Annotated in this window: 13 protein-coding genes; 6 read left to right on the top strand and 7 right to left on the bottom strand. The window is 66.8% G+C overall.

Features of this window, described 5'->3' with window-relative positions:
- Positions 1 to 27: 27 nt before the first annotated feature.
- Positions 28 to 621, bottom strand: a complete 594-nt coding sequence (locus WS51_RS29190) for a flavodoxin family protein (protein WP_059502490.1) — start codon at positions 619 to 621, stop codon at positions 28 to 30.
- Between the two features lie 117 nt (positions 622 to 738).
- Between WS51_RS29190 and WS51_RS29195 the strand changes: the two genes are divergently transcribed.
- A complete protein-coding gene (locus tag WS51_RS29195; RefSeq protein ID WP_069230271.1) occupies positions 739 to 1644 on the top strand; it encodes a LysR family transcriptional regulator in 906 nt (301 codons plus the stop codon).
- A gap of 115 nt (positions 1645 to 1759) precedes the next feature.
- On the opposite strand, the gene WS51_RS29200 is transcribed toward WS51_RS29195, so the two are convergent.
- Positions 1760 to 3037 (bottom strand): aminotransferase class V-fold PLP-dependent enzyme, encoded by a 1278-nt coding sequence (locus WS51_RS29200; protein WP_059502576.1) that lies wholly within the window; start codon positions 3035 to 3037, stop codon positions 1760 to 1762.
- 53 nt (positions 3038 to 3090) lie between these two features.
- On the bottom strand, positions 3091 to 4419 hold the full coding sequence (gltP, locus tag WS51_RS29205) for a glutamate/aspartate:proton symporter GltP (protein ID WP_069230272.1): 1329 nt from the start codon (positions 4417 to 4419) through the stop codon (positions 3091 to 3093).
- 176 nt (positions 4420 to 4595) lie between these two features.
- On the opposite strand from gltP, the gene WS51_RS29210 reads away from it, so the two are divergent.
- The 3 genes from WS51_RS29210 to WS51_RS29220 all read left to right on the top strand — a co-directional run bounded on the left by WS51_RS29210 (position 4596) and on the right by WS51_RS29220 (position 8023).
- Entirely contained in the window at positions 4596 to 5519 is a 924-nt protein-coding gene (locus tag WS51_RS29210) for a LysR family transcriptional regulator (RefSeq protein ID WP_059502496.1), read from the top strand.
- Between the two features lie 241 nt (positions 5520 to 5760).
- Entirely contained in the window at positions 5761 to 7068 is a 1308-nt protein-coding gene (locus tag WS51_RS29215) for a dicarboxylate/amino acid:cation symporter (protein ID WP_059977522.1), read from the top strand.
- A gap of 13 nt (positions 7069 to 7081) precedes the next feature.
- Positions 7082 to 8023 carry an amino acid ABC transporter substrate-binding protein gene (locus WS51_RS29220; protein WP_059502500.1) on the top strand — a complete coding sequence of 314 codons (942 nt, stop codon included), beginning with the start codon at positions 7082 to 7084 and terminating at the stop codon, positions 8021 to 8023.
- 86 nt (positions 8024 to 8109) lie between these two features.
- On the opposite strand, the gene uvrA is transcribed toward WS51_RS29220, so the two are convergent.
- From uvrA to WS51_RS29240, 4 genes are all read right to left on the bottom strand, one after another.
- On the bottom strand, positions 8110 to 14004 hold the full coding sequence (gene uvrA / locus WS51_RS29225) for an excinuclease ABC subunit UvrA (RefSeq protein WP_069230273.1): 5895 nt from the start codon (positions 14002 to 14004) through the stop codon (positions 8110 to 8112).
- A gap of 422 nt (positions 14005 to 14426) precedes the next feature.
- Positions 14427 to 15089 carry an OmpA family protein gene (locus tag WS51_RS29230; protein WP_059502503.1) on the bottom strand — a complete coding sequence of 221 codons (663 nt, stop codon included), beginning with the start codon at positions 15087 to 15089 and terminating at the stop codon, positions 14427 to 14429.
- A 109-nt stretch (positions 15090 to 15198) separates the two neighbouring features.
- Positions 15199 to 19575, bottom strand: a complete 4377-nt coding sequence (locus tag WS51_RS29235) for a YadA-like family protein (protein ID WP_069230274.1) — start codon at positions 19573 to 19575, stop codon at positions 15199 to 15201.
- Positions 19576 to 19966: 391 nt separating this feature from the next.
- Complete coding sequence (locus tag WS51_RS29240; RefSeq protein ID WP_151005020.1) at positions 19967 to 20179, bottom strand: hypothetical protein; 213 nt, start codon at positions 20177 to 20179, stop codon at positions 19967 to 19969.
- An 831-nt stretch (positions 20180 to 21010) separates the two neighbouring features.
- On the opposite strand from WS51_RS29240, the gene WS51_RS29245 reads away from it, so the two are divergent.
- Both WS51_RS29245 and WS51_RS29250 read left to right on the top strand, forming a co-directional pair.
- Entirely contained in the window at positions 21011 to 21844 is an 834-nt protein-coding gene (locus WS51_RS29245; RefSeq protein ID WP_059452238.1) for a response regulator transcription factor, read from the top strand.
- On the top strand, positions 21837 to 24170 hold the full coding sequence (locus WS51_RS29250; RefSeq protein WP_069230388.1) for a sensor histidine kinase: 2334 nt from the start codon (positions 21837 to 21839) through the stop codon (positions 24168 to 24170). The genes WS51_RS29245 and WS51_RS29250 overlap by 8 nt, the downstream gene beginning before the upstream one ends.
- The last annotated feature ends 127 nt before the right edge of the window (positions 24171 to 24297 follow it).

Consider the following 24297-nt stretch of genomic DNA (forward strand, 5'->3'; position numbering starts at 1 on the left):
TTCCGGCGCGCATCCGCACACCAGGTATCAGCTGGCCAGAGCGTGTCCGGCGCGAAATTGTCCGGCGATCGTCGCGACGCGTGCGCCGTAGCGGCGGGCCGTCTCGAGGTCCCCCGGCGACATTTCAGCCGGCGACGCATCGGCCGGCGTCTGCGCCATCGGCGCGATATAGGCGCCCATGCGGTTCAGGTCGTCGCGCATCGACGCCTTGAGGTTCGCCGGCTTGATGTCCATGCTCACCCAGAGGCCGCCGTGCTGCGCGGCAAGCAGTACGAAGTATTCGAGCGTGTTGAGCTTGTCGCCGTTGATGCTCGCGCTGTTGGTGAAGCCGCCGAAGATCTTGTTGCGCCATGTGCCTTCGAACCACGCCTTCGACGATGCATCGGCGAACTTCTTGAACTGCCAGCTGGGGCCGCCCATGTACGTCGGCGAGCCGAACAGGATGGCATCCGCGCCCGCAAGGGCTTGCCACGCGTGCGGCGCGATGTTGCCGTCGGCGTCGATTGCGACGAGCGCGCCGCCGGCGCCTTCGGCGACAGCCGCCGCCATCCGCTCGGTATGCCCGTACCCGGAGTGATAGACGACGATCGTTGCAACGTCTGAGGTCTGCTGCTGTGTCATGGTTGTGCCCTTTCGTTCGGTGGGTCGTCGGGGACGACATCGGAGGGCACTTTACTGAGTCGGAATTGAGTTATAAATGACGTCAGATTGAACGTTCTGTTACTCCCAGGGTGAACAATGCAAAACATCGATGCGCTTTTGATCTTCGCCCGTGTCGCCGAAATGTCGAGCTTCACGCGCGCGGCCGAAAGCCTCGGCATCCAGAAAGGGCGTGTGTCGATGGTGATCCGCGCGCTGGAGCGCGACGTGGGTGTCGCGCTCCTGCATCGGACGACGCGCAGCGTGCAACTGACCGAAGACGGACGCGCCTTTTACGCGCGAGCGCGGGACCTGCTGGCTGAAGTGCAGGAGCTGCAGTCGATGTTCTCCGGCAATGGCACGCGGCTGCGCGGACGGTTGCGCGTCGACATGCCGACCGAGCTCGCGCGCAGCGTCGTGGTTCCCGCGCTGCCGCAACTGATGGCGGCGCATCCGGAGCTGGAGCTGGAACTGTCGAGCACCGATCGGCGCGTCGATCTGGTTCAGGAGGGGTTCGATTGCGTGATTCGCCTCGGGCCGATCGTCGACGAGACGCTGATTGCCCGACCGTTGGGCCGCCTGCGCATGATCAATGCGGCAAGTCCCGGCTATCTGGCGCGACATGGCGTGCCGCGAACGCTCGACGATCTGCTCGGCCAGGGGCATCGGATGATTCATTACGCGCTGACACTGGGCGCCCGGCATCCCGGGTGGGAATATCCGACTGGCGACGGCTACGCGACGCTTGCATTGCCGAGCGCGATGCAGGTCAACAACGTGCAGACCTATCACGCAGCCGGGCTGGCGGGCATCGGATTGATCCAGGCCGGGTATTCCGCGCTCGCGAATCATATCGAAAGCGGCGCGCTGGTCGAGGTGCTGCCCGACCTGCGCCCCGAACCGCTCGCGGCGTCGCTCGTCGTCGCGCATCGGCGCAATCTGTCGCCGCGCGTTCGGGCGTTCATGGACTGGATCGAGGGCGTGCTGCAACCTTATTTCGATTGACAGGCGGTTTGGCGGGCAGACGGCGGCATTGCCTGTCTCGCGGCCGGCTTGTTGCGCCGTGCGTTTTCCGGCGCCGGATGCGACACGGCCCGGAAAATCCGGGCCGTACCGGCGATCAGCGGGCCGCCGCGAGCGTTTCGGTAATCGCCAGGAATCGTGCGATGTCGTCGGGCGAATGACAATGGAGCGGCGATATCCGTACCGCGCCATCGAGCCCAAACGACTTCAGCATCCGTCCCGAATACAGGCTCGACGCGACGCGTTCGTAGACGATCACGCCGTGCTGCTCGTACGCTCGCACCGCTTGCGTCGGTTCGAGGTTCGCGAAGCCGATCCCGACGATCAGGTCGCGCTTCGTCAGGTCGTCGTGATCCCAGTAGACTTCGACACCGTCGATCGAGCGCAGCCCGCGACGATCGCCGCACCCGTCGAGCAACGCGGCCAGCAGCGCACGCTCATGCAGTTCGATCCGGTGCATGCCCTCGACGAACAGCGTGCGCCGATCGTCCGAATCGCGGAAATATCGGCCGATCCAGGTCACGTAATCGACGATCGACGTCACGACCGCGAACTGCGCGGGCGCCGGGCTGCCCAGCTCCCATACGCCGTTCTCCTTCGCGGCGAGCCGGTGATGCGGCAACGCGGCCGCGCGCGGCGACAGCCACGAGATGCCCGAGCCGCGGCAGCCGAAGAACTTGTACGGCGCGAAATTGATGCCGTCGACCGGCGTGCGCTGCACGTCGATGATGCCGTGCGGCGCATGCTGGACCGCGTCGACGACGATGAACAGGTCCGGTTTCTTCTCCCGCGCACGGGCAACGATCGTCTCGATGTCGAATTTCGCGCCGGAGATGTTCGACGCGAACATCACGCTGAGCAGCGCGGTATCGGCGTCCACCAGCGACACGATCGCATCGACGTCCACGCCGCCGGTCTGCGGATTGCTCGGCGCGATGCGCAGCGCCTTGCCGGTGCGTTGCGCGTAATACGTCATCGCGTCGTAGGACGACGGATGCTCGAGCACGGTCGTCACCGCATTGGTGCCCGGCACGTTCTCCATGATCGCGCGCACCATGTCGAACATCGCGCCCGACGCCGTCAGCGACGCATATACGGTGCCGCCCTGCGCGTTCAGGATCGTGCGCACGTCGTCCTCGCCGCGCGACTGGATCGCCTGCAGATCGAGCGCGCGCGCGTGGATCCGCTCCGGGCAATCGGGCAGCGCATCGACCCGTGCGTACGCGTCGACCGCGGCCTTCAACCGGAACGACCCGCCTGCGTTGTCGAAGAACAGCCGCTCGCGGCCGTCGACGTCGCGATCGACGTGATGAAAGCGCGACTTGATCTGCTGCATCAACGCGTCGGGGAAAAGTGCGCCACGGGGACTGCTCATCTTCGATGCTCCTGTTTGCTTCGGAATGTTGTGCGATACGTGCATGGCGGCGTTCAGCCGCGCAGCGATTCGACGTACGCGCGGCCCTTCTCCGCGTCGTACCGGCCTTCCCATTTCGCGATGACGAGCGGCGCGAGCGCGTTGCCGACGACGTTCAGCGCGGTGCGGCCCATGTCCATGATCCGGTCGACGCCGGCAATGAACGCGAGCCCTTCGAGCGGCAACCCCGCACTCGCGAGCGTCGCGAGCATGATCACGAACATGAAGCCCGGCACACCGGCGGCGCCCTTCGACGTGACGACCATGGTCAGCGTCAGCAGCACCTGCTGCTGCCAGCCGAGATGCACGCCGTACAGCTGCGCGACGAACAGCGTGCCGATGCCGAGATAGATCGACGCGCCGTCGAGGTTGAACGTGTAGCCGGTCGGCACCACGAAGGTCGTGATGCTCTTCGGCACGCCGTAGTCCTCCATCTTCTTCATCAACTGCGGCAGCACGGTCGCTGAACTGCAGGTCGAGAACGCGATGATCAGCTCGTCCTTGATCACGCGCAGCAGCGTCAGGATGCGGAACCCGAACAGCCGCGCGGTCACGCCGAGCACGGCGATCGCGAACAGCAGGATCGCGAAGTAAGTGACGGCGACGAGTTTCAGCAGCGGCAGCAGCGATCCGAAGCCGAAGCTCGAAACGGTCACCGCGATCAGCGCGCACACGCCGACCGGCGCATAGCGCATCACCATGTTCGTCACCTTGAACATCGCATCGGCGATGCCCTTGAGCATCGCGAGCACTGGCTTGCGATGTTCTTCCGGCACCGACTGCAGCCCGAGCCCGAACAGCAGCGAGAAAAAGATCACCGGCAGCAGGTCGCCCTTCGCCATCGACGCGACGATGTTGTCCGGGATGATGCCGAGCACCAGCGCCATCAGCCCGTGATGTGCCTGCTGCACCTGTTGCGTGGTCTGCTGGTAACGGGAAATGTCGGTGTGCCCGAGTTGCGACACGTCGGTGCCGACGCCCGGCTGCAGTACGTTGCCGATCACGAGCCCGAGCACGATCGCGATCGTCGTGATCACCTCGAAATAGAGCAGCGTCTTGAGGCCGAGGCGGCCGAGCGACTTGCCGTCGCCCACGCCGGCGATACCGATCACCATGCTCGTGAACACGATCGGCACGACGATCATCCGCACCAGCTTGATGAAAATGTCGCCGGCCGGCTGCAGCAGCCCGGAAATGGCGGCATCGCGCAGTTGCGGGAACCGGTTCAACACGAGCCCGGTCGCGATGCCGATGACGAGGCCGATGACGATCTGCCACGCGAGACCGATGCGCGGCTTGCGCACCGCGTCGGGGGCGGGCGGGGAGTCGATGACGGTGTCCATGCAATCTCCAGAAAATGGGGGTTCGATTGAACGCTGTGTGCGATGCGGCGCGTTTTCTGATGAACGCACTCGCTAGGCGACGCAACGCGAGCACCTTAAACAGCCGAAATATGTAAAAAAAGCGATTTTTTGATATGCGAAAATATCGCTTTTCTTCATCTATCGAGCGCCACACGATGCTCACGTTCAAACAGATGGAAGCGCTGTACTGGATCGTGCAGCTCGGCTCGTTCGACGCGGCGGCGACGCGCTTGAATACGACACAATCGGCGGTGTCGAAACGGATCCAGGAACTCGAACGCGCGTTCGACCTGACGGTGTTCGATCGCACGCACCGCAGCGCCCGGCTCACCGACAAGGGCACCGAACTGTTCGACCACGCCAGGGAATTGCTCGAGCAGCGCGACCGCGTCGTCGAGCGAATGAGTTCGAAGGAGGCGCTGGTGCGGCATGTCCGGATCGGCGTGACCGAACTGACCGCGCTGACCTGGCTGCCGCGCCTGATCGCGGCAATCCAGGCCGCCTATCCGCGCGTGCACGTGGAAGCGGAGGTGGACCTCACGGCGGTGCTGCGCGATCGTCTCGCCGCCGACACGATCGACCTGATCGTCGTCCCGCAGATTCACGCGACCGAATCGTTCGCGGCGACGGTGGTCGGTAAAGTCGACAACGCGTGGATGTGCGCGGCCGGCTTCATGCCGGCGCGCAGGGCGGCGATTTCGTTGACGGACGTCGCCCGGTTTCCGCTGATCCTGCAAGGCACGCTGTCAGGCACCGGGCATCTGTACACGCGCTTTCTGCAGGAACACGGCGTCGCGATGCAGCGCGTGCTGTCGAGCAACAGCCTGATCGCGCAGATCGGCCTGACGCTGTCGGGCCTGGGTGTTAGCTATCTGCCGCAGGCATGCGTCGCGCATCTGGTCGCCTGCAAGGCGCTGGAGATTGTGCGCACGCGGCCGGCGCTGCCACCGGTGCGCTATGTCGCGCTGCATCGTGCGGAACGGGCCCATTCGCTGACCGCCGAAATCGTCCGGCTGGCGGCGCAGACGTGCGATTTCGGCACGAGCCTGCTGGCCCCCGGTGCGCACGAGCAGGCGTGACACCCGGCGACCGAAGCGCCCGCGCGGCGCCATGGCCGGCCGTCTGCTGCTCCGCACAATCCGGATACCGGGTTGCGCCGCGCGCCGGCACCGGCGCGCCGCCGGTGCAATCGTCGGCGGGCAATCGGTCGCGACGCGGCGCTAGCGCAAACCCGCCCCCGGTTGCACTGTTCATCGCCTTTTGCGTCCTGTATTGTCCTTTCCATCCCCGGTAGCGGAACCGGTGCATGGGAGGCTCACGATGCAGAAAAAGAATGCTGCAGCCGTCTGGATCCTGATCGCGATGGTGGCTGGCATCGTGATCGGCTACATGATCTTCTCGAGCTTTCCGGACAAAAAGGCCACCACCGAGATCGCCGGGTACATCTCCCTCATCTCCGACGTGTTCCTGCGCCTGATCAAGATGGTGATCGGGCCTCTCGTATTCTCCACGCTGGTGGTGGGCATCGCGCACATGGGCGACGCGGCGTCGGTCGGGCGCGTGTTCGTGAAGGCGTTCGGCTGGTTCGTCACCGCATCGCTGATCTCGCTGCTGCTCGGGCTCTTCATGGCGAACCTGCTGCGGCCCGGCGACAACCTCGGCCTGCCGCTGCCGGACATCGGCGCATCGGCGAACCTCGCGACCTCCAAGTTCACGCTCAAGGACTTCGTCGGCCACATGGTGCCGAGGTCGTTCGCCGAAGCGATGAGCAACAACGAGATCCTGCAGATCGTCGTGTTCTCGATGTTCTTCGGCGTGGCGCTCGCCGCGCTCGGCGAGCGCGGCAAGATCCTCGTGGCCGCGATCGATCAGCTGTCGCACGTGATGCTGAAGATCACCGGCTACGTGATGAAACTCGCGCCGCTCGCGGTGCTGGCGGCGATGGCCGCGACCGTCGCGGTCAACGGGCTGTCGGTGCTGCTGAAGTTCGCGGTGTTCATGGGCGACTTCTACGTGAGCCTGTTCCTGCTCTGGACCTTGCTCGTCTGTGCGGGGCTGCTGTTCCTCGGCCGGCGCGTATTCAAGCTGCTGGTGCTGATCAAGGAAGCGTTCATGCTGTCGTTCGCGACCGCCAGCTCCGAAGCCGCATACCCGAAGATCCTCGATGCGCTCGACCGGTTCGGCGTCCGCCGCAAGATCTCGAGCTTCGTGATGCCGATGGGCTATTCGTTCAATCTCGACGGCTCGATGATGTACTGCACGTTCGCGGCGCTGTTCATCGCGCAGGCGTACAACATCCACCTGTCGCTCGGCACGCAGATCACGATGCTGCTGGTGCTGATGCTGACGTCGAAGGGAATGGCCGGCGTGCCGCGCGCGTCGCTCGTCGTGATCGCCGCCACGCTGCATCAGTTCGGGCTGCCGGAAGCCGGGCTGCTGTTGATCCTCGGCGTCGACACGTTCCTCGACATGGGCCGCTCGGCCACCAATGCGGTGGGCAATTCGATCGCGAGCGCCGTGGTCGCGAAGTGGGAAGGCCAGCTCATGTCGGAGGCGGAAGCCGAGGCCAACGTCGCCCGCATCGACGCCGAGCAGGAAGGGACGATCGCCCATCCGGCGGATGTCTGACGGAGGCCCGGCGATGAAGATGCTGCGATTCTGGCGTGCGCTCGCGCTTGCGGGCCTGGTTGCCGCGGGCGGGGCCGCGCACGCGGAAGATGCGCCGTCCACGACGACGCGCGTCGAGCCGTCCGCGCCGGCCCAACTGACCGGCACGCTCGCGAAGGTGCGCAGCAGCGGCACGATCGCGATCGGCTACCGCGACGCGTCGATCCCGTTCTCGTATCTGAATGCGCGCAACCAGCCGATCGGTTATTCGATCGAGCTGTGCAAGGCGCTCGTGTCGTCGATCGAGGATGCGATCAACAAGAGCCTGACGATCCGCTGGGTGCCGGTCACTTCCGACAACCGCATCGACGCGGTGGTCAACGGCACGGTCGATCTGGAATGCGGCTCCACGACGAGCAACCTGGAACGCCAGAAGCGCGTGGCGTTCTCGCCGATCATTTTCGTGGCCGGCACGAAGGTGATGGTGAAGCGAGGCTCGCCGATCCGCTCGTTCCGCGATCTCGCGGGCAAGAAGGTCGCGGTGACGGCGGGCACGACCAACGAGAAGGCGCTGCGCGACCTGGACGCGCGGTTCAGGCTCGGGATCCAGCTGCAGGTGGTGCCGGACCATGCGCAGGGCTTCGCGCTCGTCGCGAACGGTCAAGCCGATGCGTTCGCGACGGACGACGTGCTGCTGTACGGCCTGATTGCCGAGAATGCGGGCAAGGGCGGGCAGTACGACGTGGTGGGCGATTTCCTGTCATACGACCCGTACGGCATCATGTTCCGCAAGGACGATCCGCAACTCGCGCGCGTTGTGAAGAGCACGTTCGAGGAGCTGGCCGCCGATGGCGAGATCACGCGTCAGTACAAGCGCTGGTTCCTGCGCCCGCTTCCGTCCGGCATGAGTCTCAACCTGCCGATGAGCCCGCAACTGGAGACCATCATCGAGACGATCGGCGTCAAGGGCGAATGAGACTGCGCGGCTGATCGCATGGACGAATGCAAAAGCGGCCCCGGTGCCTCACCGCACACCGGAGCCGCTCGCATGAAGCACCGCGCTCAACCGACCCGCGCTTCTCCCTGCCGCACCGCTTCACCCTCCTGCGCCGCCGTTCGCGCCAGCACGGGCTTGAGCGCCTGCCCGGTATGGCTCGCCTTCACCTGCGCGAGCCCTTCGGGCGGCGCGGCCGCGACGATCGTGCCACCACCCACGCCGCCTTCCGGACCGAGATCGATGATCCAGTCGGCTTCGGCGATCACGTCGAGGTCATGCTCGATCACGACCACGCTGTGCCCGCCGTCGACCAGCCGGTGCAGCACGCGAATCAGCTTTGCGACGTCCGCCATGTGCAGGCCGACCGTCGGCTCGTCGAGCACGTACAGCGTGTGCGGCGCCTTCTGCCCGCGCCGCGTGACGTCGTCGCGCACCTTCGTGAGCTCGGTGACGAGCTTGATGCGCTGCGCCTCGCCGCCGGACAGCGTCGGCGACGGCTGGCCGAGCGTCAGATAGCCGAGGCCGACGTCCTTCATCAGCTGCAGCGGATGCGCGATGTTCGAAATCGGCGCGAAGAATTCCACCGCTTCGTCGATTTCCATCGTCAGCACATCACCGATGTTCCGGCCGCGCCACGTGACCGCGAGCGTCTCCGGATTGAAGCGCTGACCGTGGCACACGTCGCACGGCACCTTCACGTCGGGCAGGAAGCTCATCCCGATCGTGCGCACGCCTTGTCCTTCGCAAGCCGGGCATCGCCCATCGCCGGTGTTGAACGAGAAACGCGATGCCGTGTAGCCGCGCGCGCGCGCTTCCAGCGTATCCGCGAACAGCTTGCGGATCGTGTCCCACACGCCGATGTAGGTGGCCGGGCACGAGCGCGGCGTCTTGCCGATCGGCGTCTGGTCGACTTCGAGCACGCGGTCGATCCGTTCCCAGCCGCTCAGCCGCTCGCAGCCTTGCCACGCGTGCGTGACGTTCAGCGACGGCCGCGGCGCGCTGCGCGCGAGCACGCTCGAGCGCCGGTTCGTGGCCGGCGCGTCCTGCTGCGCGGCCTTGCGCGCGCGCCGCGTGGCCGGCGACGACAGCACCGAACGACCGACCGCGTCGAGCAGGTTCGTCATCAGCACGTCGCGCGCGAGCGTCGACTTGCCGGAGCCGCTGACGCCCGTCACCGCGACGAGGCGTGCCAGCGGGATGCCGACCGTGACGTCGCGCAGGTTGTGCAGCGTCGCGCCGTGGACGGTGAGCCAGCCTTCCGGCACCGCGGGTGCACCGCTCTTGCCCGGCAGGCTCACCGCGCGACGCGGTTGCAGCGGGTGCGTCATCGGGTGCGCGAGCAAACGCCCGGTGACCGAATCCGGCTGCGCGGCCAGATCGGCGACCGCGCCCTCGGCGACTAGCGCGCCGCCGCGCTTGCCGGCGCCCGGGCCGACATCGATGATGTGATCCGCGCGGCGGATCGTGTCCTCGTCATGCTCGACCACGACGAGCGTGTTGCCCTTGTCGCCGAGCTTGCGCAGCGCATCGAGCAGGATCTGGTTGTCGCGCGGATGCAGGCCGATGGTCGGCTCGTCCAGCACATAGCACACGCCCTGCAGGTTGCTGCCGAGCTGCGCGGCAAGCCGGATCCGCTGTGCTTCGCCGCCCGACAGGCTCGGCGCCGCACGATCGAGGCTCAGATAGCCGAGCCCGACCTCTTCGAGAAACGCGAGGCGGCTGCCGATCTCGCTGACGATGTCGCGCGCGATCTGCGCGTCGCGCCCCGTCAGTTTCAGCGTATCGATCCAGCGGCGCGTATCGGACACCGTCCACTGCGCGACCTCGACGATCGGATGCGCATCGAACGTGACCGCGCGCGCGGCCGGGTTCAGGCGCGTGCCGCCGCAATCCGGGCACGGCTCGTTGCCGATGCCTTCCGGCTCCTGCTCGTCCGACGGCAAGGTCTGCTCGCGGCCGCGCTCGTCGCCGGCGAGGATCGTGTCGTCGTACGCGGCGCGCTGCTCGCGCGTGAGCGTAACGCCCGTGCCGACGCAGGTGGTGCACCAGCCGTGCTTGCTGTTGTACGAGAACATCCGCGGATCGAGTTCCGGGTAGCTCGTGCCGCACACCGGGCACGCGCGCTTGACCGACAGCACCTTGATTTCGCCGACGCGCGCCGTCGAGCGCTCGTTCTGCATCGCGTGGTGCAGCCCGTCGAGCGGCGCGAGCAGATGCATCACGCCCTTGCCGAGCTCGAGCGTTTCGTCGAGCACGCGGCGCAACTCGGCTTCGTTGTCCGGCGACACGACGATGTCGGCCACCGGCAATTCGATCGTGTGCTCGCGGAAACGGTCGAGCTTCGGCCACGGATCGACCGTCACGAACTCGCCGTCGACGCGCAGATGCGTGCTGCCGCGCGCCTTCGCCCACTTCGCGAGATCGGTATACACGCCCTTGCGGTTGACGACGAGCGGCGCGAGCAACCCGACATGTTCGCCGCGATGGTCGCGCAGCAGCTGCGCGGCGATCGATTCGACGGTTTGCGACGTGACGGGCGTGCCGTCGTGGATGCAATGCTGCAGGCCGAGCTTCACGTACAGCAGCCGCAGGAAGTGCCAGACTTCGGACGTGGTCGCCACCGTGCTCTTGCGGCCGCCGCGCGACAGCCGCTGCTCGATTGCCACCGTCGGCGGAATGCCGTACACCGCATCGACTTCAGGCCGCCCGGCCGGCTGCACGATCGAGCGCGCGTATGCGTTCAGCGATTCGAGATAGCGGCGCTGGCCTTCGTGGAACAGGATGTCGAACGCGAGCGTCGACTTGCCGGAACCGGACACGCCGGTGATCACGTTGAACTTGCCATGCGGGATATCGACGTCGAGCGCCTTCAGGTTGTGCTCGCGCGCGTTGACGATGCGCACGACATCCTCGCCCTCGATCGCGCGCCGCTCGCGAGCGGCGTTCAGCACGGCCTGCAGCGGCACGCCCTCGTCGGCGAGCGTGGTTTCGCCGTCCATCGCACGGTCGTACTGCAGCAGCGCGACGCCGGTATGCGATTGCGCGCATGCCTTCACGTCGTCGGGCGTGCCCGCGCACAGCACGAGGCCGCCGCCGTCGCCGCCCTCCGGGCCGAGATCGATCAGCCAGTCGGCCGCGCGGATCACGTCGAGGTTGTGCTCGATCACGATCAGCGAATGACCGGCCGCGAGCAGCTTGCCGAACGCGCGCATCAGCTTCGCGATGTCGTCGAAGTGCAGCCCGGTCGTCGGTTCGTCGAACATGAACAGCTTCGCGCGCGCGATGCGCGCCTCCTCGCTCGCGATCCGGCGCCCGCCCGCGGCGGCGGCCGATTCGGCGAGGAACCCGGCCAGCTTCAGCCGCTGCGCTTCGCCGCCCGACAGCGTCGGCACCGGCTGGCCCAGCTTCACGTATTCGAGGCCGACGTCGACGATCGGCTGCAGCACGCGCAGCACCTCGGCATCGGTCGCGAAGAACGCGGCCGCTTCGCTGACGGTCAGGTCGAGCACGTCGGCGATGTTCAGCGCGCGGCCCGCTCGCTCGATGCGCACTTCGAGAATCTCGGCGCGGTAGCGGCTGCCATCGCAATCCGGGCAACGCAGGTAGACGTCGCTCAGGAACTGCATCTCGATGTGCTCGAAGCCGGAGCCGCCGCAGGTCGGGCAGCGGCCGTCGCCCGAGTTGAAGCTGAATGTGCCGGCGCCGTAGCCGCGCTGCAGCGCGAGCGGCGCCTTCGCGAACAATTTGCGGATCTCGTCGAACGCGCCGACGTAGCTGGCCGGGTTCGACCGCGTGGTCTTGCCGATCGGCGACTGGTCGACGAACACGACGTCGCCCACCTGGTCGGCGCCCGTGAGGCTGCGATATGCGCCCGGCGACTCGGTCGCCTTGCCGTGGTGCCGCGCCATCGCCGGATAGAGCACGTCCTGCAGCAGCGTCGACTTGCCGGAACCCGACACGCCCGTCACGCACACGAGCCGCTGCAGCGGGATCTCGACCGTCACGTCGCGCAGGTTATGCTCGGTCGCGCCTTCGAGCACGATGCGCGGCGTGTTCGCGTCCACCGGGCGGCGCGCCCAGTTCGACGCATGCGCGACGTGCTTGCGGCCGCCGAGATACTCGCCCGTCAGCGTGTGCGCGGAACGGATGTCGCCCGGCGTGCCGTCGTAGACGATCGTGCCGCCGCGCTCGCCGGGGCCCGGGCCCATGTCGATCAGCCGGTCGGCCGCGAGCATCACCGACGGATCGTGCTCGACGACCACCAGCGTATTGCCCGCGTCGCGCAGCCGCTGCATCGCCTCGACGATCCGCGTGAGGTCGCGCGGATGCAGGCCGATGCTCGGCTCGTCGAGCACGAACAGCGTTTTGGTCAGCGACGTGCCGAGCGCGGTGGTCAGGTTGATCCGCTGCACCTCGCCGCCCGACAGCGTGCGGCTCTGGCGATCGAGCGTCAGGTAGCCGAGGCCCACGTCGCACAGGTATTTCAGGCGCGTGCGCACCTCGGCGAGCAGCAGCTTCAACGCATCGTCGAGCAGCGCACTCGGCAGCGTGATTTCGTCGAAGAAGCGGCGAATGCGCTCGATCGGCAGCAGCATCAGGTCGTGTACCGTCAGGCCCGGCAGCGCCTCGAGCTGCGCGCGCGTCCATTCGACGCCGCGCGGCATGAAGCGATCCGCGGGCGCGAGCACCGCATCGGCGTTCGCCTTCGAGCCGAGCCGCCACTGCAGCGATTCCGTCTTCAGGCGCGCGCCGCCGCACACTTCGCACGGCGTGTAGCTGCGGTACTTCGACAGCAGCACGCGGATGTGCATCTTGTACGCCTTCGACTCGAGATAGCCGAAGAAGCGTTTGACGCCGTACCACTGGCTCTGCCACTTGCCGTTCCAGTCCGGCGAGCCGTTGATCACCCAGTCGCGCTCGGCGTCCGTCAGGTCGGACCACGGCGTGTCGCGGCGGATGTCCGCCTTCGCCGCGTAGCGCATCAGGTCGTCCTGGCATTCCTTCCACGCGGGCGTCTGCATCGGCTTGATCGCGCCGCCGCGCAGCGTCTTGCGCGCGTCGGGAATCACGAGGCCGAGATCGACGCCGATCACGCGGCCGAAGCCGCGACAGGTTTCGCATGCGCCGTACGCCGAGTTGAACGAGAACAGCGCCGCCTGCGGCTCCGCGTAGCGCAGGTCGCTGTCGGGGTCGTGCAGCCCGGTGGAAAAACGCCAGATCTGCGGCTCGGCGAGCGCGTTATCGGCTTCGGCGCCGAGCACGTAGACGTTCACGCGGCCGCCGCCGCGCTTGAGCGACGCCTCGATCGCCTCGACTACCCGTACCTTGTCGGCCTGCTGCACGCGGAAGCGGTCGGCCACCACGTCGAGCAGTTTGCGTGGGCCCGTGGGCGACGCGACTTCGCGCTGCGCCTGCACGCGCGTGTAGCCGCTCGCGGACAGCCATTGCGCGACTTCGTCTTCGGACGCGCTTTCCGGCAGCTCGACCGGAAACGTGACGACGACGCGCGGATCGTCGGCGCGCGTGCGCTCGACGAGTTCCGCGTAGATCGTCTCGGGCGTGTCGTGCCGCACCTGCCGCGCGGTCCGGCGATCGAACAGCTCGGCCGCGCGCGCGTACAGCAGCTTCAGGTGATCGTTGAGCTCGGTCATCGTGCCGACGGTCGAGCGCGAACTGCGGACCGGGTTGGTCTGGTCGATCGCGATCGCGGGCGGCACGCCGTCGACGCGCTCGACCTGCGGGCGGTCCATCCGGTCCAGGAACTGCCGCGCATACGCGCTGAAGGTTTCGACGTAGCGCCGCTGGCCTTCCGCGTACAGCGTGTCGAACACGAGGCTCGACTTGCCGGAGCCCGACGGGCCGGTGACGACCGTCATTTCGCCGGTGCGCAGGTCGAGATCGAGGTTCTTGAGGTTGTGCTGACGTGCTCCGCGAATGCGGATCAGATTGCTGGATGACAATTTGCCTGCCCGTCTGAATGAGTTAGCCGGAATTCACGGTGCCGGAACGCCGCGGCGGATGCCCGCAGGCGCGGCGCACGGGCCGCACGGGTCATGCCCGCGCCGCTCGGGTTCGCCGGATACTATACTGTATATTCATACAGTTTTCCACGAACCGCGCGAACGCGGGAAAGCGCCGCCGCATAATCCTCGTACGAGCATTATGCGGCGGCGCCGGACTCCGGACTCCCGTTTCTCATACGCGTGGCCCGAACGGGCAACGGCGACACGGGCAAGGCAGGGCCGCGCGAGTCGATCGGATCGTCGCGCGCGCGGCAAGACAGTCGATTGGGCAGGCCCGACGAAACCTGGTGCCGCTGCCGCGAGCGCGCCGCGCCGCCAGGCGTCGACGGCCACGCCGGCGGCAACCGGCACGCTGCGCGTTACCTCTGCAGCGAAATTTCGACCCGGCGATTGCGCGCACGCCCCTCGGCGGTATCGTTCGGGGCGGCCGGATCGGCTTCGCCGTGCCCGGTCGCTTCGAACGTGTCCGCCTTCAGCCCGCGTTCTTGCAGATACGCGGCGACCGCATCGGCGCGGTGCTTCGACAGCGCCTGGTTGTGCGCTTCCGAGCCGGTCGCATCGGTGTAGCCATGTACTTCGACACGCGAGAAATGCCGGTCGCCTTGCCGGTTCAGCAACTTGTCGAGCTCGGCACGCGCGACGGGCGAGAGCACCGCGGAATCCGTCGCGAAGTACGCATCGCCGGTCAGGCTCACTTTCTCGACCGGCACGGGCGCCGGCGCAACGGCCGCGGCGGCCGGCCCCGGCGCCGCACCGCACTGGAACACGATCGAATGCGGATCGGCGCCGTCGCGGTACGGCGTGGTGGTGTCGACCAGGCGCACGGGCTCGTTGCCGCACATGCGCGTCGCGACCTTCATGCAGGTCTTCGCGGTCGACAGAATGCCGTGGCAGTCGACCTGGAACGTCCGGATACCGTTTCGCGACTGCAGTTCGTATGCGTTGTACGTCGGGCCCGACGCGCTCGAACAGGCAGCGAGGGACGCCACGGACGCCAGCAGGACAAGATGGATGTTTTTCACTTGAGGACTCCGAAAATGCGTTGAGCACGGCGCGACGGCGCGGCCGCATGCGTTGCGTTCGACGCGGCCCGCTCCGGCAACGCGTGCCGGAACGGACCGCCGTGCACGATTACTTCCACTGATACAGCACGCCCGCGCCGACGACGCGCTGGCTGCCGGCGAAACCGCCGTTCAGCGTCGCCTTCAGGTTCTCCGTGATGCGCGCCTGCATGCCGACCGCCATCGCCTTCTGGCCCTGGAACGACGCCGTGCCGACACCCATCGCGAAGTTCGAATCGCGGTCCATGTGCGGGATCGACGCCATCGCGGCCGTCGCGGCAATCCCTTCACGTGCCATCGAATCGGTCTGCTGGATCTGCTGCTGCATCTGCGTGAGCTGGTTGTTGACCGTGTTCAGCGACTGCGTGAACTGGTTCGATACCGCGTTCAACTGGTTCACGTTCACCGCGTCGGTGCCCTGCGTGCCCGCCGCGACGTTCACGACCTGCCGCGCCGATTCCGCCGAGCCGACCGCGACCACGTTCGAGCGGCCGCCGTCGTTGCTGCCCGCGCCGACTGCCGCCGAGTTGCTGCCCGACGAGCTGGCCCCGACGCCGATCGCGGTCGAGCCGCTGCCGGACGCCGTCGAATTGTTGCCGACCGCCGTGCTGTTCGAGCCCGAGGCCACGGCGCCCGAGCCGCCGGCCGACGAGTTCGAGCCGGACGGCCCCGGCGGCACGTTGCCGCCGGACGGGTTCGACGTGTAGGAACCGCCGACGTTGGTCGTGCGCTGATCGATCAGCGTCGTCAGCCGGTTCGCGACCGAATCGAGCTGCGACACGTTCACCGCGTCCGTGCCGTTCTGGCCGGCGGCGAGCCCGGTGATCTGCCGGTTGCCGACGTTCACTTCACCGGCCGACGACTGCGGGCTGCTCAGGCCATACGCGACGTAGTTCGTCAGCGCGCCGACCGTCGTCAGCGAACCGGCGCCCAACGCGACGCTGTTCGCGAACGTTGCCGACGCGCCGGCACCGAGCGCGAGCGCATCGGTCGCGGTGCTGCGGGCACCCGAGCCAAGCGCGACGCTACCCACGCTGACCGCCGCCGCGTTCGCGCCCTGTGCCACCGACTGCGCACCGATGGCCGCCGCGCCGCTGCCCAGTGCAATGGCGTCAGCCTGCGCGGAACTTGCCGCCTGTCCGATCGCGACGCCGCCGGGCGCGGTTTGATCCACGATCGCGCCGTTGCCGATGCCGACACCGTTGTCGCCGTTGACGACCGTCGTCGGCCCGACCGCGACCGATTCGGCGCCGACGGCCAGCGAGTCCGCCGCCGTCGAATTCGCGTGGAAGTACTTCTGGCCCGTGACCGCGAACGACTGCAATGCGCCGGTCAACTGCCGCACCGTCACCGCGTCTTGCTGGCCGGTGCCGTCCGCGACATTGGTTATCTGGCGGTACGTCTTGTTCGTCGTATCGCCGACCGACACCGCGCCGAGCAGCGTCTGGTCCGTCGTGTTGAACGGAATCGCCGCGGTGCCGTTGCGGATGATCCCGGACGCCGGCACCGTCGCGCGGTCGGCCACCGAGCCCGAGCCGAGCGCGATGCTGCCGTCCACGCGCGAAATCGCGTTCGGGCCGATCGCGACGCTGTCGACGCCGATCGCCTGGCTGTCCGGCGCGGTTGAGTTCGCGTGGAAGTACTTGATGCCGTGCGCGTTGATGTTGTCGATCGCGGAGCCGACGTTGTTGTTGATCGTCGTCGAGCCGTCGCTGTTGTACGTCACGTACGACGGTGCCGAGATCGTGCCGGTCGTCGGATCGTAGGTGGCACCGCCGCCGATCGCGCCGGCCGTGCTGTTGCCGAGGTTCGTGTTGTTGTTCGCGATGGAGCTCAAGCCCGTCGACAACGAACTGATGCCGGTCGACGTGGCGGTCGACAGCGAGGTCAGACTGCTGTTCGTGCTCGACAGGCCGGTCGACAGCGAGCCGATGGTGGTCGACGTCGAAGTCGACAGCGACGTGATCGAGCTGTTCGTCGAGCTCAGGCCGGTCGACAGCGAGCTGATGCCCGTCGACGTGGACGTCGACAGGGACGCGACCGAACTGTTCGTCGAGCTCAGGCCCGTGGAGAGCGAGCTGATCCCCGTCGACGTCGATGTGGACAACGACGTAATCGCGCTGTTCGCCGACGACAAGCCCGTCGACGTGGACGTCGACAAAGACGCGACCGAACTGTTCGTCGAGCTCAGGCCCGTGGAAAGCGAGCTGATCCCCGTCGACGTCGATGTGGACAACGACGTGATCGCGCTGTTCGCCGACGACAAGCCCGTCGATGTGGACGTCGACAAGGACGCCACCGAACTGTTCGTCGAGCTCAAGCCCGTGGAAAGTGAGCTGATCCCCGTCGACGTCGACGTGGACAACGACGTGATCGCGCTGTTCGCCGACGACAAGCCCGTCGATGTGGACGTCGACAACGACGTTACTGAACTGTTCGTCGAGCTCAAGCCCGTGGAGAGCGAGCTGATCCCCGTCGAAGTCGACGTGGACAGCGACGTAATCGCACTGTTCGCCGACGAGAGACCCGTCGACGTGGACGTCGACAAGGACGTCACCGAACTGTTCGTCGAGCTCAAGCCCGTGGAGAGCGAGCTGATCCCCGTCGACGTCGATGTTGACAACGACGTGATCGCGCTATTCGCCGACGACAAGCCCGTCGACAACGAAGACACCCCGGTCGACAGCGACGTGATGCTGGACAGCGTCGACGTCGACAGCGACGTCACCGCCTGGTTCGTCGCATCGAGCTGCGACCCGTTGATCGCGTCCGTGCTCGACGGGCTGATCCGCCCGGCCGCGACGTTGGTGATCTGACGCTCGCTGCCCGGCGCGCCGACGCTGACGACGCTGGTCGGATTGATGCCGTTGAAACTGTACGTGACGCCGCCGATCGTCCCGGTCGCGGTCGGATTCGGCGCCGCCGTCACCGACCCGGAACCGAGTGCGACATCGTTGGCGTTGTTGGCCACGGCCGACGCGCCGAAGGCGACCGCACCCGCCGCTGCCGCCGTCGACGTATTGCCGAGCGCGAGCGAGCCGACACCCTGCGCGTTGTTCGAATTACCGATCGCCACCGCGCCATTTCCATTCGCAGTGTTGTTCGCCCCCAGCGTCACCGCGCCGGTGCCGATCGAGGTGCTCGGGTCGCCGATGGCGACCGCACCATTGCCGCTCACGGTCTGGCCTTCGCCGAGCGCGACGGCGCCGGTGCCGCTCAGGACCTGCGAGTTGTTGCCGCCGGCGATCGAGCCCGCGCCCGCCGCCGCCGCAACCGAGTTGCTGGCGCCGATTGCGACCGTGGCGCCGGCGGCCGCCACGCTATTGATGCCGATCGCCGTTGCATTCACGGCAGACGCCGTCGCGCCGGCGCCCAGTGCGGTACCCGATGTGCCCGTGGCGAGCGCGAGATTGCCGAGCGCGACGCCGAACTGCTGCGTCGCGGTCGACTGCACGCCCATCGCGATCGAGCTGAGGCCGGACGCATTCGCATTCAGGCCGAACGCCAGCGCATTGTCGGCGCCGGCCGAGGTGTTCGAGCCCATCGCGATCGAACTGGTGCCGAGCGATTGCGTACCCGATCCCGGCACGCCTGCCGTGCCGCCCCAGCCGATGGCGATCGACGCCGTACCCTTCGCGCCGCTGTTCACGCCCATTGCCACGCCCGAATTGCCCGAAGCGAGCGAGCCGCTGCCCACGGCCACGCCGGCCGCGCCCGAACTGGTCGACTGGTTGCCGAGCGAGACGGCACCCGTATTCGTCGCATTGGATGCAAAGCCGAGCGCGACGGCTTGCGCGCCCGACGCGACCGAACCGAGCCCGAGCGCGGCTGCATATTGCCCGGAGGCCGTCGCATTGTTCCCGAGCCCGATCGCCGAAACGCCGAGCGCCGACGCACCGCTGCCGATCGCCACCGAGCCGTTTTGCGTCGAGCTCGACAGGTTGCCGATCGCGACCGAATAGCTGCCGGATCCGATTGCCTGAACGCCCATGGCCACGCTGTTGACGCCGGTTGCCTGAGAGTTGATGCCGATGGATGTCGAACCGTCGGCGATGGCATGCGCGCCCGGGCCGATCGCGGTGGCTGACAGGCCAGCCGCCGTGGACAGGTTGCCGAATGCAGTGGAATTCACCTGCGTGGCGACCGAACCGTTACCGACGGCGATCGAACTGGCGCCGCCGGTCGCGGAACCGCCCCCCGCCGAATACTGCGCGTGGGCGCCCGCCTGAAACAGGCCGAGATACGCGGCCGCGATCATCGTGGCGATGCGCCGCGGCGACAGCCCCGCCAGCGCTGCCGTGCTGGCGGCGGCGCCGGTACCCGGTGCGGCATGCTCCGCCGTCCTTCTCGACGACGCCACGCGCTTGCCGCGCGCGCGATCGAGCTCGGACGCTGCGACCCACGCCCCCAATGCTTCGTTCCAGATCGACTTGAACGACTTGTTCATCTTGTTTTCCCTCGGTTCTCGTATGCTGAATCACGCGCCAGCGAAAGCGACGGCAAACGAAGCGCGCATCCACGCACGCGCTCGTCACGTCGCTCCTCTGCGGTGTCTCACTTCGGACGACTAACTAGACTGCCGAACAGCCCTGCATGACACTCGCGACCGCTGTCGCGATCACACGACCGCACACCGCGCGTGCCAGTCGGACACGACGCGCGGCGACGTTCGCGGGTTACCGAATCACGGAAGCCGACGTCGCTCAACGGGCGACGACACCCCGCGCGGCCAGCGCGCGCGAGCGCCGTCGCGCCGGACCGGCGGCGACTTCGAATCTCGTGAGGAGGCGTCGTTCGGACGCCGGATGGATACGGCCGGCCAGACCGGCCGCGCTGGTTCATTCGGGAGGAGGATGCCGCCGTGCGGCGATCGGAACTGACGCATGCGCCGCATGATCGCGAACGCTGACAGCCGACACGGGCTCGAGCGAGCCGGTGCGTTGATCTGCCATGCCTTTGATGTTCATGTCTTCTCGTGCCTGCCTGATCGACAGCGGTGTCGCACGATCGCCGCTCGAGGAACCGAACTGCCCGGCGATCGATGCGTCCACGCTCACCCCTTTCTACATCCAGGCCGTCGCCGGACATTCCGGATTTCCGGAAATACCGCCGACTGGCCGGATGACCCCTTCATCCCATTTATCGACTGACTTTCTTTGACGATTTCTTGCTGTCTTATGTGTCAAACTCGCATCGACTTCTGCATTCTTCGATGCATCTCGTTGCATCAATACATTCGAAGAATGATGAAGTTTTCATTACCCTCGTGCCGGTCTCCGTCGCACCGCTGCAATCCCGGAACACGAGATTGACAGCATGCAATGTCACATTGAATGTGGCGCCCCAAAAGGCGCTCGCATAAAGCTTTTTCGCTGAAACCGCTCGTGCCGCAGAACCGATTCCAGGCGCTTCCGGCCTAGTGTGCCGGGATTCGTCGGAACAAATCTTTTCCCGAGCGGAAAAATTCTTTTCCAGAGCGGACGATATTTACATTCATACAGGTTCGCCCGGAATAAATTTAAATGTGAAAGTAATCTCGATCATGGAGATGATTAATTGGCGAACACGATCGGCACCAGATCCGGGCTTTGCAACGACATAACTCTCTTGAAAACATCGTTCGGGCCACGCGATTTTCATAAAGAATCATTCGGCAATAAAAACCGATATGCAATTTGTAATTCGGAAAGTTTTTCCACACCCCGTTTCGTCGAATCGAGCGGGGCACTCGTGGATCCGCGCCGCCGTGTCACGCATGCCCACACGAACCGCACGGACTCCCCACTGTCGGCTCAATCGTCGTCATATAATTTTTCGCAACAATCGTGCACATAGATGCATCGAGTCCGACCCCGGCCTACCCTCCGTTCACGTTCGCAACCATGTCATCCCGCTCGTCCAGTCCGGCGTCGCTCCGCGCCACGCCGGATCTCGTTGGCGCACACATTCTCGTCGTAGATGACCGGCCGAACGACCTGCGGCTCCTGACGGAGATCCTGCGTTCCGCTCGCTGCCGGATCAGCGTCGCGTTCGATGGATTGCAGGCCTATCACCGCGCGCAGGCAATCGCGCCCGACCTGATCCTGATCGACGTGCGGATGCCGCGCATGGACGGCTTCGCCGCGTGCCGGCTGCTGGCCTCGACGCCGTCGACGCAGAACATTCCGGTCATCATCCTCACTGCGGCGAGCGACCTGGACGATCGCATCGCGGGGCTCGAAACCGGTGCGCTCGACTACATCGTGAAGCCGTTCGAGCCGGTCGAAGTCATCGCCCGGATCCGCAATCATCTGAAACGGGCGCGACGCAGCCAGCCGTTCGCGCATCTGCCCGAGCTGCCCGATCATCCCGACGCCGCGCTGGTGCGCGCGGCAAGCGACATCCTGCTGCGCGAACTGCGCAATCCGCCGGGGCTCGACGAACTCGCAAGACAGGTCGGCACGCACGAAAAACGGCTGTCGCGCGTGTTCCGCGACCAGCTCGGCCAGACCGTATTCGAATACCTGCGCGACACGCGGCTGCGCGCCGCCAAGCACTTTCTCGCCGAGACGTCGATGGGGATCGGCGACATCGCCGAGGAAATCGGCTTCTCGACGCCGGGCAATTTCGCGACGGCGTTTCGCGAACGATTCGGCATCACGCCGTCGGACTGGCGGCGCCAGCGGCCGGCGGTCGATGTTCCGCCGCCGTCGCATGACCACCCGCACGATGCATAGGCGCCGCACCACCGGCTGGCACGCGATCGTGCTGCTGCTGGCGGCACTCGCACTTTCCTGCGCGGCACACCGCGCGCACGCGACGGAAAACCCCGCACAGCTGGACGCGGTCTCGTTGCTCGAGGATCCGGGCACGCGGATGTCCGTCGACCAGGCCGCCGCACGGCTCGCCGATTCCCAGCGCCGTGCCGCCGCGGCGGCGCGACCGTCGTTCAATATCGAATTCTCGCGCTCCGCCTGGTGGGTCGGCGCGACGCTGGTCAACCGCGCCGGCATCGACCAGCCGCTGGTGCTGGCGATCCGCGACGCACGCGTCGACCGTGCCGATTTCTACGTCGAGCACGGCGGCCAGTGGGCGCTCGCCGGCCGCTTTCCCGCCGACGAAAACGGCATGCGCCGGCCGGCTTCCCGGTATCCGGTGCTCGATGCCGCGCTGCGCCCGGGCGAACGATTGCCCATCCTGGTGCGCATCACGTCGCGCAAGGAGCTGCGGCTCGCGCCGAGCGCGTTCACGCGCGACGCGTGGCAGGCCCATGAGCTTCACGCGACCATGTGGAACTTCGGCTTCCTCGGCGGGCTGCTCGCACTCGTGTGGTGTGCGCTGCTGATCGGCTTCTTCTCGCGCAGCGGCATGTTCGTCGTGCTGGCCGCGCTCGCATTGAACACGGCGCTGTTCGAGGCCACCTACCGCGGCTACACCGCGCTGTATCTGTGGCCGGCCGCACGCGAATGGTGGGCGCGCGGCGAAGTGATCTTCGTCTATCTGTCGATCATATGCTTCATCGCGTTCATCCTGACGGTCGCCCGTCGCGAGAAGGCACGCATCCCGTTTCGCGCGATCTACGCGGGCTTCATCGCGCTCGAATGCGTGGGCGTCGCCGGGGCCGCGTGCGCCGACCTCCTCACGTTCACGTGGTTCTGCCTGCGGCTGAACACGGCGCTGTCGATCGTCAACCTCACGCTCGCGCTGATGCTCGCGATTCGCCGCACGCCGACGGGCCGCGTGATGCTGATCGCGATCGCGTTCGCGAGCTTCAACATGATGATCCGCGTTCTCGACGGCAACGACGCGATCCCGGCCTGGCTGTCCTGGCTCAAGTCGGACATCTACCCGAACCCCGTCATCGCGATCATCGGTCTCGCCACGCACCTGCTGGTGCTGGCCGCGTGGATCAACCATGTGGGCCGTCAGCGCACCGAAGCACGCAAGCGGCTCGAGCACTGGCAGCTCACCGAGCAGGATCGCCTGCGCGACGAGGTCGCGAAACGCACGGTCGCGCTCAACGACGCGCTGCAACAGGTTCGCGTGCACATGCAGCAGAAGATCGAGACGCTCGGCTACGTGAGCCACGACCTGCGCGCGCCGCTGTCGACGATCAACGGATACGCGAAGCTGCTGCTGGAAGGCGCGACGCGCAGCCAGGCGCGGCTGATCCGCTCGATCGACCGCAGCATCCGCTACCAGCTCGCGCTGATTGACGAATTGCTGCAATACACGAAGGCTGAGCTGCAGCCGCTCGGCATTTCGCCGGACCCGACCGACCTGCCCGGCCTGCTGAGCGACATCGGCGACTATGCGGTCGCGCTGTGTCTGCAGCAGGACAACCGGTTCGACTACCGGCCGTTGACGCCGCTGCCGCGCAAAGTATCGATCGACGGCATTCGGCTGCAGCAGGTGCTGCTCAACCTGTTGTCGAACGCATCGAAGTTCACGCGCGACGGCACCGTCACGCTGTCGGTCGGCGCGTATGCGCACGGCGATGCATGGCGGATCGTGTTCGAGGTCGCCGACACCGGAATCGGCATCGACATCGACAAGACCACCGACATCTTCCGTGCGTACCAGCAGGTGCAGGCGGTCAACGGCGGGACGGGGCTCGGCCTGTTCATCGCGCAGCGGATCGTCGGCGCGATGAACGGCGAGCTGGCCGTGACGAGCCGGCCGGGCGTCGGCACGTCGTTCACGTTCCAGATCGTGGCGCCCGCGATCGGCCGCGCGATGATCCCGGCATCGGCGCTCGTGCGCGCCGCCGAGCCTGCCGATCAAGCGGAGCCCGCGCCGGCGGCGCACGCGATGCGCTGCCCGCCAGCCGACGCGCTCGACGAGCTGGCCGTGTTCGCGAGCGAAGGCCGCCTCACCGACATCGAGGAATGGCTCGGCCAGCACGCGCACGCGCCTCGGCATGCCGAATTCGTGCAGGCGGTGCGCGAGCATCTGGACGCGCTGGACCTGCAGGCGATCGAACGACTCGCCGAATCGCTGAAACGGGCCGGCAGCGCGGACGCGTCGTTCGATGCGGAAGCCGACATGGCCGGGCCGGCTTGATTGCAATGGATGCGCCGCTGTTGCACGACGTGCGTTCGCCACCCGCTGCCGCGACCGGCCGACGCGCCGACGCGCGGCCGAAGGCCGGCAACGGCGACGAAGCAAACGCTGCCGCTCCGCGCGCCCC

Source organism: Burkholderia territorii (genome assembly GCF_001718335.1).
Taxonomy (GTDB): Bacteria; Pseudomonadota; Gammaproteobacteria; order Burkholderiales; family Burkholderiaceae; genus Burkholderia; species Burkholderia territorii.